The organism is Streptomyces sp. NPDC030820 (assembly GCF_055572075.1).
In genome coordinates, this window is sequence record NZ_JBVIEB010000004.1 from 615,102 (window position 1) to 627,855 (window position 12,754).

Consider the following 12,754-nt stretch of genomic DNA (forward strand, 5'->3'; position numbering starts at 1 on the left):
AGCCCCGCGCCCCTTTGGGGCGCGGGTAAGACCCCCGGGGGCCGCCCCGCGCTATCCCGCACGTCATGTCTCCGTAACCATCGATTCAGCCAGACTTGCGACGCTCGGCCAATGAAGCCCGCCGTGCCAGAGCCTTCGCCGCCCCCCGAGGGGCCCGCGGTAAACGGGGCCGTGACGCTCCCGCCCGCACGTTCCGACGCGCCTGTCATGCCTGTAGCGCGGAAGAATGGGTTCATGAGTCAGCAAGACACCCAGGCAGAGGTCCAGCACATCCAGCCCGACGTGGGCTCCATAGCCGCGCACCGCTCGCGCACCGTCGCGGGCTCGGTCTCCGATCTGGAGCCGGACCTCGACGCGGATCTCGACGCGTACGACGAGTCGAAGGCCGGGGGTGCGCCGCTACCCCAGGGCCGTTTCCTCGACCGTGAGCGCAGCTGGCTCGGTTTCAACGAGCGCGTACTGGAGCTGGCCGAGGACCCCGACACGCCACTGCTGGAGCGGGCGAACTTCCTCGCGATCTTCGCCAGCAACCTGGACGAGTTCTTCATGGTCCGGGTCGCCGGCCTGAAGCGCCGTATCGCCACCGGGGTCGCCACAAGGTCCGCCTCGGGGCTGCAGCCGCGCGAGGTGCTGGAGATGATCTGGGCCCGCTCGCGCGAGCTCATGGCCCGGCACGCCGCCTGCTACCACGAGGACGTCGCCCCCGCGCTCGCGGAGGAGGGCATCCACCTGGTCCGCTGGAACGAGTTGACCGACAAGGAACAGGCGCGCCTGTTCACGCTCTTCCGGCACCAGATCTTCCCGGTCCTCACCCCGCTGGCCGTCGACCCCGCGCACCCCTTCCCGTACATCTCCGGCCTCTCCCTGAACCTGGCCGTGGTCGTACGCAACCCGGTCAGCGGGCACAAGCACTTCGCGCGCGTGAAGGTGCCGCCGCTGCTGTCCCGCTTCCTGGAGAGCAGCCCCGGCCGGTACGTCCCCATCGAGGACGTCATCGCCGCGCACCTGGAAGAGCTGTTCCCGGGCATGGAGGTGCTGGAGCACCACACCTTCCGCCTCACCCGCAACGAGGACCTGGAAGTGGAGGAGGACGACGCCGAGAACCTGCTCCAGGCCCTGGAGAAGGAGCTCATGCGGCGCCGCTTCGGCCCGCCGGTGCGCCTGGAGGTCGAGGAGTCCATCGACCGCGAGGTGCTTGACCTGCTGGTGCGCGAGCTGAAGATCAGCGAGGCCGAGGTGTACCCGCTGCCGGGCCCGCTCGACCTCACCGGCCTCTTCCGCATCCACAGCCTCGACCGGCCCGAGCTGAAGTACCCGAAGTTCGTCGCCGGCACTCACCGCGACCTCGCCGAGGTGGAGTCGGCGTCCGCGCCGGACATCTTCGCGGCCCTGCGCACCCGGGACGTGCTGCTGCACCACCCGTACGACAGCTTCTCCACCTCCGTGCAGGCCTTCCTGGAGCAGGCGGCGGCCGACCCGGACGTCCTCGCGATCAAGCAGACCCTGTACCGCACCTCCGGCGACTCCCCGATAGTCGACGCGCTCATCGACGCCGCCGAGTCCGGCAAGCAGGTCCTCGTCCTGGTCGAGATCAAGGCCCGCTTCGACGAGCACGCCAACATCAAGTGGGCGCGCAAGCTGGAGGAGGCCGGCTGCCATGTCGTCTACGGCCTGGTCGGCCTGAAGACGCACTGCAAGCTGTCCCTGGTGGTCCGCCAGGAGGGCGAGACCCTGCGCCGCTACAGCCACGTCGGCACGGGCAACTACCACCCGAAGACGGCGCGCCTGTACGAGGACCTGGGCCTGCTCACCGCCGACCAGCAGGTCGGCGCGGACCTCTCCGACCTCTTCAACCGCCTGTCCGGCTACTCCCGCCGGGAGACCTACCGCCGCCTGCTGGTGGCCCCCAAGTCCCTGCGCGACGGCCTGATCTCGCGGATAGACAAGGAGGTCCAGCACCACCGTGCGGGCCGTCCGGCGTTCATCCGGCTCAAGGTCAACTCGATCGTCGACGAGGCGGTCATCGACGCCCTCTACCGCGCCTCCCAGGCGGGCGTGCCGGTGGACGTGTGGGTGCGCGGCATCTGCGCCGTCCGCCCCGGCGTCACCGGCCTGTCCGAGAACATCCGGGTCCGCTCGGTCCTCGGCCGCTTCCTGGAGCACTCCCGCGTGTTCGCCTTCGGCAACGGCGGCGAGCCCGAGGTGTGGATCGGCAGCGCCGACATGATGCACCGCAACCTCGACCGCCGGATAGAGGCCCTGGTGCGGGTCGTCGACCCCGCCCACCGGGCAGCCCTCAACCGGCTGCTCGACACCGGCATGTCCGATTCGACCTCCTCCTGGCACCTCGGTCCGGACGGCGAGTGGACGCGACACGCGACCGACGCGGACGGCCAACCCCTGCGCAACGTCCAGGAGATGCTCATAGACGCCCGGAGGCGCCGGCGTGGCACAGCAACACCTTGACCCGACGGACCCCACGGCCGAGGTGGTGACCGGGGACGCCCTCGCGGCGTATCTGCGCGCCCAGGCCACGGAGTTCCTCCGCGCCCTGCGCCTGCACCGCGAGACGGGCGGTGCGAACGGGGCCGGCCCCGCGCGGGCCCATGCGAGCGCAGGGGAGAAGGGCGCGGAGGAGTCCGTCGACGCGGCGCGTGCCCTGCGCCGTTCGGCCCGCCGCATCAGCGGCAGCCTGCACACCTTCCGCCCGCTCCTCGACGCCGACTGGTCCGAGGAGATGCGGCCCGAACTGGCGTGGCTGTCCGGCACGCTGGGCCTGGAGCACGCGTACGAGGCCCGGCTGGAACGCCTGCTGCTGGCACTGCACCGGTTGTCGGGGGCGACGGCCTTCCCGGGCCAGGTGGTTTCCGTCGACGTGGCCGCGGGCGCAACGGCACGTTCCAACGCCAGTGGCCCGGCCCACCCGGCGGCAGCTCAGGAACGCGGCAACTTGACGGTAGGCGCGGCAAAAGCAGGCGCCCTGCTGGAACGACAGCTGACCCTGGCCCGGACCAGGGCTCACTCCACGGCTCTGCAAGCCCTCGGATCGAGCCGCTTCCACGCCGTCGCGGACAAGGTCGCCGTACTGGCCAGCGAGGTCCCCCTCACCTCCGCCGCCCCCACCACCGACCTGCGCCCCCTGGCAGCCGCTGCGGAGGAACGGCTGACAGACGCCATCGCCGGGCTCCCGCTGGTCGTGGCGGGCCACCCGTACAACGCGGAGGCCCTGGTGCACGGACTGTCCCCGGACCCGTCCCCGCACCCCCAGGACGGCCCCTGGCACCAGGTCCGGCTGCTGCTGCGCCTGCACCGGTACGCCCAGGAGGCGCTGCACGGCGGTGGGGGTACCTCCCAGTTCGAGCGAAGCCGAGAGCCTGGGGGACTGCCCGTGGACGTACGCCTGCTCGCGGCCGGCCAGGCCCTGAACCGGCACCGGGACGCCTCGGAGGCGGCAGCGGCGGCGGCCCAGGCCGCCCGTACCCCCCGGATCGCCCCGGCGACGGCGTACGCGCTCGGCGTGCTCCACGCCGACCAGCGGCACGAGGTGGAGGCCGCCAGGTTCGCCTTCCAGCAGGCCTGGCAGAAGCAGACCGTCAACGCGCCCTGAGTTCCCCCGAGGAGGCGGTGGTGTGAGCGACACGTTGGTGCGGGCAGCCGGCTGTGTGCTGTGGCGCCGCTCGCCGGTCTCCGGCGACCTGGAGATCTGTCTGGTCCACCGGCCCAAGTACGACGACTGGTCGCACCCGAAGGGCAAGCTCAAGCGCGACGAGGACGCACTCGCGGGCGCCCTTCGGGAGGTCCTGGAGGAGACCGGGTACACGGCCGTGCCCGGCGCGGAGCTGCCGGCCGTGCGGTATCTCGCGAACGGCCGCCCGAAGCAGGTGCGTTACTGGGCGGCCGAGGCGGTCTCCGGGCGCTTCACCCCGAACGCCGAGGTGGACCGCATCCTGTGGCTCTCCCCCGCCGCGGCCCGCAGCCGTCTCACCCAGCCGCGCGACCGCGAACTCATCGACGCCCTTCACCGATCCGCCGCGTGAGCCTCCGCGTCCGTACGGGCCTGGCTGCGGGCCCGGCGGGCCGGACCGCGCCAGCCGCACGTACAGCGGGCCAGGCAGAAGCGGCCCTGTTCCGTCGTCGAGGTGAGGTGCTCCTGCCCCTGCCGGACGCGCTCCGGCCCCTCCTGCTGCGCCACGCCGACAACGTTACCGACACCGCGGTTAAAGGGCCGGTATGGCTTTCTGCGCCCCCGGCGGCGCGTGACGGCGCCCCCTACCCGTCGTTAACCGGACGACAGGGGGCCCGTGACGGACACACCGGCTTGGGGGTAGGCAGGCGATGGAACGGCGGCAGCACAGGCGCGCGGGCAGGACGGTCGTCGCGGTCGGCATCATGCTCGGCCTCGGAGCGGGTGCCACGGGCTGTTCCGGCAGCGGGGCCGCCGCCGAGGACGTCAAGGACGGGGGCGATCCGGTCGCCGTCCTGCACCGGGCCGCCGACACCCTGCGCGACGCGGGCAGTTCCAAGGCCACCACCTCCATGGAGATGGCCACGGGCGGCACCCGGGTCACCATCCGCGGCCAGGGCGTCTACGACTACCGGCGCCGGCTCGGCCGGCTCACCGTCGTCCTGCCCGAGGACCCGGCGGGCACCTCCGAGCACCAGCCGATCACCGAACTCCTCGCTCCGCACGCCCTGTTCATGAAGAACCGGGGCGCGGGCGTGCCCGCCGACAAATGGGTCCGGGTGGACACCGCCACCCTGTCCGACGGCAACCTGGTCACCGGCGGCGTCACCGACCCGTACGCGGCGGCCGAGGTGCTGCGCGGGACGCGGACGGCGACCTACGTCGGCAGGACCGAGGTCGGCGGGACCGCCGTACGGCACTACCGGGGCACGGCGGACCTGAGCAGCGCGGCCCGCCGTGCCTCCGCCGAGAACAGGGCGCCACTGGCCGCGGCGGCGAAAGGGTTCGCCACGGCCGAAGTGCCGTTCGACGCCTATCTCGACGACGAGGGCCGCATCCGGAAGCTCAGGCAGCGCTTCAGCTTCGTCAACGGCAGGCAGCAGACCCCCGTGGCGGTCGCCTCGACGACCCTGCTCTACGACTTCGGCGCCCCCGCGGTCGTACGGCTGCCGCGCCCGGCGGACATCTACGCGGGCCGTATCGCCGAGAACGACAACTAGTCCCTGGCGCCACCCCGTAAGTAGCCCGTCCGTGCCATGCGCGGTGTGTAGAGCGCTGCCTACTCTAGGAAGCCGGTGACGGCAGGGAAGAGGTGAGGCGGGTGGCTCCGGTCGGCGGTACGGCGGTGCAGGACCACGTGGCCCTCGCCGAGATCGAGCTGTGCGGGGAGCTGATCATCGCGGCCTCCGCGGCCGAGGACCGGCTCAGCATGGAGAGCATCGACGAGGTGCTGCGGGTGGCCGAAGAGCGACGGTCCCGGGAGTCCTGAGCGGTCGGGAGCGCGGGAGCCGGCCGGGTCAGGAGCGCAGGAGGCGGCCGATCGCCTTCGTCGCCTCGTCCACCTTGGTGTCGATCTCGTCGCCGCCCTTGAGGGCCGCGTCGGCCACGCAGTGCCGCAGATGCTCCTCCAGCAGCTGCAGCGCGAAGGACTGCAGCGCCTTGGTGGAGGCGGAGACCTGGGTCAGTATGTCGATGCAGTACGTGTCCTCGTCGACCATCCGCTGCAGGCCGCGGATCTGCCCCTCGATCCGGCGCAGCCGCTTGAGGTGCTCGTCCTTCTGCTTGTGGTAGCCGTGCGTGGCGCCGGCCTCGGTCGTCGTCATCACAGGCCTCCCTCTCGAGACGAGCTGCGCTTACATACCCCTAATGGGTATATGGTAACCAATTTTGCGGGGTAGGGAGCCCTTGGTACGCCCCCGTGCTGATCACCCTGCCCGATGGGCGACACTGGGATGCGGCCCATTAGCCGTGGCCGGATGATGCGCCTAGCATCAGCCTGACCGAAACCGAAGCACCCCGAGGACCCCACGTGCGCTTTCGTCTGACCCCCAGGGAGACGAGCTTCTACGACATGTTCGCCGCCTCCGCGGACAACATCGTCACCGGCTCGAAACTCCTGATGGAACTGCTCGGGGCGGACGCACCTGCCCGAGCCGAGATCGCAGAGCGTATGCGGGCCGCGGAACACGCGGGTGACGACGCCACGCACGCGATCTTCCACCAGCTGAACTCCTCGTTCATCACGCCGTTCGACCGCGAGGACATCTACTCCCTCGCCGGGTCCCTCGACGACATCATGGACTTCATGGAGGAGGCCGTCGACCTGGTCGTCCTCTACAACGTCGAGGAACTGCCGAAGGGTGTCGAGCAGCAGATCGAGGTCCTGGCCCGGGCCGCCGAGCTGACGGCGGAGGCGATGCCGAACCTGCGCACGATGGACAACCTGACCGAGTACTGGATCGAGGTCAACCGGCTGGAGAACCAGGCGGACCAGATCCACCGCAAGCTGCTGGCCCACCTCTTCAACGGCAAGTACGACGCGATCGAGGTGCTCAAGCTCAAGCAGATCGTGGACGTCCTGGAAGAGGCGGCGGACGCGTTCGAGCACGTGGCGAACACGGTGGAGACCATCGCCGTCAAGGAGTCCTGAGGCGTCGATGGACACCTTCGCCCTGGTCGTGACCATCGCGGTCGCGCTCTTCTTCACGTACACCAACGGCTTCCACGACTCGGCGAACGCGATCGCGACGTCGGTGTCGACGCGGGCGCTGACCCCGCGGGCGGCGCTCGCCATGGCCGCGGTCATGAACATGGCCGGTGCGTTCTTCGGCACCGGGGTCGCCAAGACCGTCAGCGAGGGCCTGATCGAGACACCCTCGGGCTCGACGGGGATGGGCATTCTCTTCGCGGCCCTGCTGGGCGCGATCACCTGGAACCTGATCACCTGGTACTTCGGCCTGCCGTCCTCGTCCTCCCACGCCCTGTTCGGCGGCCTCGTCGGCGCGGCCCTGGCGGGCGGTACGGCGGTGCACTGGAACGGCGTACTGGACAAGATCATCATCCCGATGTTCCTGTCCCCGGTGGTCGGCCTGATCGTCGGCTACCTCGTCATGCTGGCGATCATGTGGATGTTCCGCCGAGCCAACCCGCACAAGGCCAAGCGCGGCTTCCGTATGGCGCAGACGGTCTCGGCGGCCGGCATGGCCCTCGGGCACGGCCTCCAGGACGCCCAGAAGACGATGGGTGTCGTCGTGATGGCACTGGTGATCTCCGGCAACCAGACGTTCGGCGAGCCGATCCCGGTCTGGGTGAAGATCGTCTCGGCCGTGATGCTGTCCCTGGGCACTTACGCGGGCGGCTGGCGCATCATGCGCACCCTGGGCCGCAAGATCATCGAGCTGGACCCTCCGCAGGGCTTCGCGGCCGAGGCCACCGGCGCCTCGATCATGTTCGGCACGGCCTTCCTCTTCAAGGCGCCGATCTCCACGACCCACGTCATCACCTCGGCGATCATGGGCGTGGGCGCGACCAAGCGCGTCAACGCCGTCCGCTGGGGCGTGGCCAAGAACATCGTCCTGGGCTGGTTCATCACGATGCCGGCAGCGGCGCTGGTCGCTGCGCTGGCCTTCGGCTTGGAGAAGCTGACGGTGCTGTAAAGCCGTCAGTACGGTACGGGTACGTACCCGTACCCATTCCGTGCAGCGGAGCCCGATGATGGCCGACGCCAACCTGCGTATCCCTGAGGAAACACGGGACCGGCTCGCCGCCATAGCGGCAGCCGAGGGGATGTCGCTGCGCGCCTACCTGACGCGGCTCGCCGAAACCCTGCTCACTCCCGCCGAGCGGGCCGAGCGGGCCGAACAGGCCCGCGCCGCCCTGACGGAGTGGACCGGCTACGCACCCACTCCCGCAGAGGAACGAGACCTCGACAGCGAGCTGGACCGCCGGCTGGCCCGGGCGGCGGCCCGCTGAGCGACGCGATGCACGTCCTGTGGACGACACCGCCATGGCCGCGGCCGACCGGGGCCACGTCCTTGCCTCCCGGTTGATCCACCGCGCCCACGTAGTCTCGCCGCGCTGCCCGGCAGGCATCCTCCTGCACCTGGACCTGCCCGCGGCCCTGGCGGTGGCCCAGCGGCACCGCCAGGGCCGCGGCGCACTGTCAGTACGCTGCCCAGCCCACCCCGGACCGGTGGATCGGCGAGCCGGTGCGGGTGCTGGACCTCGATCCGTGAAGGCCTGACGGCCCGAGCCGAACGCAATGGGCCCGCCCCCGGGAGCCAGGGGCGGGCCCTCTTGCGTCCTCGCGGTGGCACCGCCATGCAGCACCGCGAGGGGTCCTATGACATCGGGCGTCGGCTCAGCCGAAGCGGCCCGAGATGTAGTCCTCCGTCGCCTGGACGGACGGGTTGGAGAAGATGCGCTCGGTGTCGTCGATCTCGATCAGGCGGCCGGGCTGGCCCACCGCCGCGAGGTTGAAGAACGCCGTACGGTCCGAGACACGCGCCGCCTGCTGCATGTTGTGCGTCACGATGACGATCGTGAAGCGCTCCTTCAGCTCGCCGATCAGGTCCTCGATGGCGAGGGTCGAGATCGGGTCCAGGGCCGAGCAGGGCTCGTCCATGAGGAGGACCTTCGGCTCGACGGCGATCGCGCGGGCGATGCACAGGCGCTGCTGCTGGCCACCGGACAGGCCGGAGCCCGGCTTGTTCAGGCGGTCCTTGACCTCGTTCCAGAGGTTCGCGCCCTTGAGCGACTTCTCGACGATGTCGTTCAGCTGGTTTTTCTTGTAGTTGCCGTTCAGGCGCAGACCCGCCGCCACGTTGTCGAAGATCGACATCGTGGGGAAGGGGTTCGGGCGCTGGAAGACCATGCCTACCTCACGGCGGACCGACACCGGGTCGATCCCGGCGCCGTACAGGTCCTCGTCGTCCAGGAGCACCTTTCCCTCGACGCGGCCACCAGGGGTGACCTCGTGCATCCGGTTCAGCGTGCGCAGGAACGTCGACTTGCCGCAACCGGAGGGGCCGATGAACGCCGTCACCGAACGCGGCTCGACGGTCATCGAGATGTCCTCGATCGCCTTGTGGGAGCCGTAGTAGGCGGTCAGTCCGCTTACGTCGATTCGCTTGGCCATGTCTACTTCACTTCCAGAAATTCAGGCTCGGTCGCTGTATGGCCGCGTCAGCGACCGGTCTTCGGGGCCTTCCAGCGGGCGATGCCGCGGGCCACCAGGTTGAGGATCATCACGAAGGCGATCAGCGTGAGGGAGGCCGCCCAGGCACGGTCGTACGCCGCGCTGGCACCCGCGCTCTGCTGGTACTGCTGGAAGATGAACAGCGGCAGCGACGCCTGCGCACCCTCGAAGGGGTTGTTGTTGATGAACGGGTTGCCGAACACCAGCAGCAGCACCGGAGCGGTCTCACCCGCGATACGGGCGATGGCCAGCATGACACCGGTGGTGATACCGCCGATAGAGGTCGGCAGAACCACCTTGAGGATCGTCCGCCACTTGGGCACACCGAGCGCCAGCGAGGCCTCGCGCAGCTCGTTCGGAACGAGCTTGAGCATCTCCTCGGTGGAGCGGACGACGACCGGCATCATCAGGATGGCCAGGGCCAGCGAACCGGCGAAACCGAACGGCTGCATCTCGAAGATGAGCATCAGCGACAGGATGAACAGGCCGGCGACGATCGACGGGATACCCGTCATGACGTCCACGAAGAACGTGACGGCCTTGGCGAGCCTGCCCCGCCCGTACTCCACCAGGTAGATCGCGGTGAGGATGCCGATCGGCGCACCGATGACGGTGGCGAGGCCGACCTGCTCCAGGCTGCCGATGATGGCGTGGTAGATACCGCCGCCGGGCTCGGAGTCGGCGACGACGCCCATGGAGTGGGTGAGGAAGTAGACGTCGAGGACCTTCACGCCGCGCGAGATGGTCGTCCAGATCAGGGAGACCAGCGGGATGACGGCGAGCAGGAAGGCGACCCAGACGAGGGAGGTGGCGACCCGGTCCTTGGCCTGCCGGCGGCCCTCGACCTTGGCGGCGATGCCGTAGGTGCCGAGGACGAAGAGGACCCCGGCGATCAGACCCCACTGGACCTTGCTGCTGAGCCCGCCGATCAGGCCGATGGCCACGGCCAGGACGATCGAGCCGGCCGCGATGGCCCAGGGGGACCACTTCGGGAGACTGGCGCCGCGCAGCGTGCTAGCGCGCTTGTCGGCGAGTGCGTGGCTCATGCGTTGGCCCCCGAGTACTCCTTGCGGCGGGCGATGATCATGCGGGCCGCGCCGTTGACCACCAGGGTGATGACGAAGAGGACGAGACCGGAGGCGATCAGCGCGTCCCGGCCCTGCTCGGTGGCCTCACCGAACTTGCTGGCGATGTTCTGGGCGAAGGTGCCGCCGCCCGGGTTCAGCAGGCTGGCGTGGATGACGTAGTCCGGGGAGAGCACGGTGGCGACGGCCATCGTCTCGCCGAGGGCGCGGCCGAGGCCGAGCATGGACGCGGAGATCACACCGGAGCGGCCGAAGGGCAGCACGGCCATGCGGACGACCTCCCAGCGGGTGGCGCCGAGGGCCAGCGCGGCCTCCTCGTGCATCCGCGGGACCTGCCGGAACACCTCACGGCTGACGTTGGTGATGATCGGCAGGATCATGATCGCCAGCAGGATGCCGACGGTGAGCATGGCACGGGGGGCGCCGCCGTCCCAGGAGAAGATGCCGGTCCAGCCGAAGTAGTCGTTCAGCCAGCCGAACAGGCCCGCCATGTGCGGGACGAGGATCAGGGCACCCCAGAGGCCGTACACGATGGACGGCACGGCGGCGAGCAGGTCGATCACATAGGCGATGGGACCGCTCAGCCTGCGCGGGGCGTAGTGGGTGAGGAACAGCGCGATCGCGACGGCGATCGGGACCGCGATGACCATGGCGATGATCGAGGAGACGATCGTGCCGAAGGCCAGCACCGCGATACCGAAGACCGGCGGCGTCAGGTTGGTGTTCCACTCGAAGGTGGTGAGGAAGTTCCCGTGGTCCTTGCTGATCGCGAGGGAGGCACGGTAGGCGAGGAAGACCGCGATCGCGGCCATGATCACCAGCAGCAGAATGCCCGAACCGCGGGTAAGGCCGAGGAAGACACGGTCACCGGGGCGGGACGCGCCGCGGGCGTTGCGCTTCTGCTCGGCCACCTTGGGCTTGGGCGTGGGGGGAGGTGTGTCAGTTCTCTTGGTCGATATGTCCATCGGGTTCTCCGGTCTGCGGAGCCGGCCGCCCGGGCGGGGCGGCGACTCATGGCGGCGGTGCACCGGACGGTGCGGCCCGGCCCGTGTGGGCGCCGGGCCGCACTTTCGGATCAGATCAGCTCAGGCCCGCGATGGTGGTGCGGACCTTGCTGATGATCGCGTCGGGGATCGGGGCGTAGTCGTTGCTCGACAGGAGCTTCTGACCGTCCTCGCTGGCGATGTAGTTGAGGAACGCCTTGGTGGCGGGCAGGGTGTCCGCCTTGTTGCCCTTGTCGCAGACGATCTCGTACGTCACCAGGGTGATCGGGTAGGCGTTCTCGGCCTTGGTGGCGTAGTCCAGCTTCAGCGACAGGTCCTTGCCGGTGCCGACGACCTTGGCGGCCGCGATGTCGGCGGTGGCGCTCTCGACGGAGGGCTTGACCGGGGTCTTGGCGCCGGTGGCGATGGAGACGGTGGTCATGTCCTTGGCGTAGGACAGCTCGAAGTAGCCGATCGCGCCGGAGTTCTGCTTGACGCCCTGGGCCACACCGGCGGAGCCGGAGGCCGCCTGGCCGCCCTTGGCCTGCCAGGCCTTGCCGCCGGAGTACTTCCAGTTGTCCGGGGTGGTGGCGATCAGGTACTTGGTGAAGTTGTCCGTGGTGCCGGAGTCCTCGGAGCGGTGGAAGGCCTGGATCTTCAGGTCCGGGAGCTTCGCCGACGGGTTCAGCTTCTTGATCGCCGGGTCGTTCCAGTTCTTGATCTTGCTGTCGAAGATCTTGGCGATCGTCGGGGCGTCCAGGACCAGGTTGTCGACACCCGGGACGTTGTAACCGAGGGCGATCGGGCCGCCGACCATCGGCAGGTCGATGCCCTGGCCGCCGGAGCAGACCTTCTGGGAGGCGGTGACCTCTTCCGGCTTCAGCGCGGAGTCGGAACCGGCGAAGGCGAGCTGACCCTGGTTGAAGGAGGTGACACCGGCGCCGGAGCCGCCACCCTTGTAGTTGATCTGCACGCCACAGGCCTGGGAGAACTCCTTGACCCAGGCGTCGATCGCGTTCTTCTGCGCGGAGGAGCCGTCTGCGAGCAGCTGGCCCTTGGCGTTGTCACACTTGATCGAGGAGGCGTTCGCCGAGCCGGACGGGTTGCCCGAGGCCTTGCTGCCGCCACCGTTGTCGTCCGAGCCGCACGCCGTCAGGGCCAGGGCACCGGTCACGGCGATCGCACCGAGCGAGAGGGCCCGCAGCCGGTTCTTGCGCTGAAGCATCACTTTCGGGAGTTCCTTCCAGGAGCCGCCGCGGTCGGCGGCGTGCGAGGTATGGAGGAGCGCGAGCGCAATGCCGCGCTCCGCACCGTGCACGGCCGAAATTAGGCAGAAGAGGTGAAGCCGCCGATGGCCGGAAGTGAACGGGGGGTGAACCCCTGCCGTCGGCCCGGTAAGGTCACGGAATGCTTACGGGGAGGGCACGCGGCGGTTCCGACCACCGGGTTACGCGCACGCGTCTTCGGCGTTCGTTTTCCTGTGCGTGAACTGTTACGAACCAACGCGCCCGGGGGGTCGTCTCAT

General features: G+C 69.5%; 14 protein-coding genes and 1 pseudogene. 9 read left to right on the forward strand and 6 right to left on the reverse strand.

Annotated elements, in window-relative coordinates; all coding sequences use genetic code 11:
* Positions 1 to 111 precede the first annotated feature (111 nt).
* The 3 genes from ACZ418_RS14730 to ACZ418_RS14740 are packed head-to-tail and all read left to right on the forward strand — an operon-like array spanning position 112 to position 4,037.
* Positions 112 to 2,466, forward strand: coding sequence for an RNA degradosome polyphosphate kinase (locus tag ACZ418_RS14730; protein ID WP_468362229.1), 2,355 nt, complete (start codon positions 112 to 114; stop codon positions 2,464 to 2,466).
* On the forward strand, positions 2,447 to 3,607 hold the full coding sequence (locus tag ACZ418_RS14735; protein ID WP_468362231.1) for a CHAD domain-containing protein: 1,161 nt from the start codon (positions 2,447 to 2,449) through the stop codon (positions 3,605 to 3,607). Before ACZ418_RS14730 ends, ACZ418_RS14735 begins: the two co-directional genes overlap by 20 nt.
* 22 nt (positions 3,608 to 3,629) lie before the next feature.
* Complete coding sequence (locus ACZ418_RS14740; protein ID WP_468362233.1) at positions 3,630 to 4,037, forward strand: NUDIX hydrolase; 408 nt, start codon at positions 3,630 to 3,632, stop codon at positions 4,035 to 4,037.
* Here ACZ418_RS14740 and ACZ418_RS14745 read toward each other — a convergent pair.
* On the reverse strand, positions 4,019 to 4,192 hold the full coding sequence (locus ACZ418_RS14745; RefSeq protein ID WP_468362235.1) for a hypothetical protein: 174 nt from the start codon (positions 4,190 to 4,192) through the stop codon (positions 4,019 to 4,021). The genes ACZ418_RS14740 and ACZ418_RS14745 overlap by 19 nt on opposite strands.
* Before the next feature lie 143 nt (positions 4,193 to 4,335).
* Here ACZ418_RS14745 and ACZ418_RS14750 point away from each other — a divergent pair, with 143 nt between their 5' ends.
* Together ACZ418_RS14750 and ACZ418_RS14755 are read left to right on the forward strand one after the other, a co-directional pair.
* Positions 4,336 to 5,184: an SCO4651 family lipoprotein gene (locus ACZ418_RS14750; protein ID WP_468362237.1), complete on the forward strand. Its 849-nt coding sequence runs from the start codon at positions 4,336 to 4,338 to the stop codon at positions 5,182 to 5,184.
* A gap of 101 nt (positions 5,185 to 5,285) precedes the next feature.
* Positions 5,286 to 5,453 carry a hypothetical protein gene (locus ACZ418_RS14755; protein ID WP_468362239.1) on the forward strand — a complete coding sequence of 56 codons (168 nt, stop codon included), beginning with the start codon at positions 5,286 to 5,288 and terminating at the stop codon, positions 5,451 to 5,453.
* A 28-nt stretch (positions 5,454 to 5,481) separates the two neighbouring features.
* Here the strand turns inward: ACZ418_RS14755 and ACZ418_RS14760 are convergent, their stop codons facing one another.
* The gene (locus ACZ418_RS14760) at positions 5,482 to 5,787 is read right to left on the reverse strand and encodes a metal-sensitive transcriptional regulator (RefSeq protein WP_208900074.1); all 306 of its coding nucleotides are present in this window, start codon (positions 5,785 to 5,787) and stop codon (positions 5,482 to 5,484) included.
* 206 nt (positions 5,788 to 5,993) lie between these two features.
* Here ACZ418_RS14760 and ACZ418_RS14765 point away from each other — a divergent pair, with 206 nt between their 5' ends.
* The 4 genes and pseudogenes from ACZ418_RS14765 to ACZ418_RS14780 all read left to right on the forward strand — a co-directional run bounded on the left by ACZ418_RS14765 (position 5,994) and on the right by ACZ418_RS14780 (position 8,199).
* The gene (locus ACZ418_RS14765) at positions 5,994 to 6,614 is read left to right on the forward strand and encodes a DUF47 domain-containing protein (RefSeq protein WP_363218280.1); all 621 of its coding nucleotides are present in this window, start codon (positions 5,994 to 5,996) and stop codon (positions 6,612 to 6,614) included.
* 7 nt (positions 6,615 to 6,621) lie between these two features.
* A complete protein-coding gene (locus tag ACZ418_RS14770; protein ID WP_468362241.1) occupies positions 6,622 to 7,620 on the forward strand; it encodes an inorganic phosphate transporter in 999 nt (332 codons plus the stop codon).
* A 58-nt stretch (positions 7,621 to 7,678) separates the two neighbouring features.
* Complete coding sequence (locus ACZ418_RS14775) at positions 7,679 to 7,936, forward strand: hypothetical protein (RefSeq protein ID WP_468362343.1); 258 nt, start codon at positions 7,679 to 7,681, stop codon at positions 7,934 to 7,936.
* A pseudogene (locus ACZ418_RS14780) lies at positions 7,933 to 8,199 on the forward strand (hypothetical protein). The gene ACZ418_RS14775 and the pseudogene ACZ418_RS14780 overlap by 4 nt, the downstream one beginning before the upstream one ends.
* A 125-nt stretch (positions 8,200 to 8,324) precedes the next feature.
* On the opposite strand, the gene pstB reads toward ACZ418_RS14780, so the two are convergent.
* The 4 genes from pstB to pstS all read right to left on the reverse strand — a co-directional run bounded on the left by pstB (position 8,325) and on the right by pstS (position 12,457).
* Entirely contained in the window at positions 8,325 to 9,101 is a 777-nt protein-coding gene (pstB, locus tag ACZ418_RS14785) for a phosphate ABC transporter ATP-binding protein PstB (RefSeq protein WP_468362243.1), read from the reverse strand.
* A gap of 47 nt (positions 9,102 to 9,148) precedes the next feature.
* The gene (gene pstA, locus ACZ418_RS14790; protein ID WP_468362245.1) at positions 9,149 to 10,207 is read right to left on the reverse strand and encodes a phosphate ABC transporter permease PstA; all 1,059 of its coding nucleotides are present in this window, start codon (positions 10,205 to 10,207) and stop codon (positions 9,149 to 9,151) included.
* The gene (gene pstC / locus ACZ418_RS14795) at positions 10,204 to 11,211 is read right to left on the reverse strand and encodes a phosphate ABC transporter permease subunit PstC (RefSeq protein WP_468362247.1); all 1,008 of its coding nucleotides are present in this window, start codon (positions 11,209 to 11,211) and stop codon (positions 10,204 to 10,206) included. The genes pstA and pstC overlap by 4 nt, the downstream gene beginning before the upstream one ends.
* Positions 11,212 to 11,326: 115 nt before the next feature.
* A complete protein-coding gene (gene pstS / locus ACZ418_RS14800) occupies positions 11,327 to 12,457 on the reverse strand; it encodes a phosphate ABC transporter substrate-binding protein PstS (RefSeq protein ID WP_468362345.1) in 1,131 nt (376 codons plus the stop codon).
* Between the last annotated feature and the right edge of the window lie 297 nt (positions 12,458 to 12,754).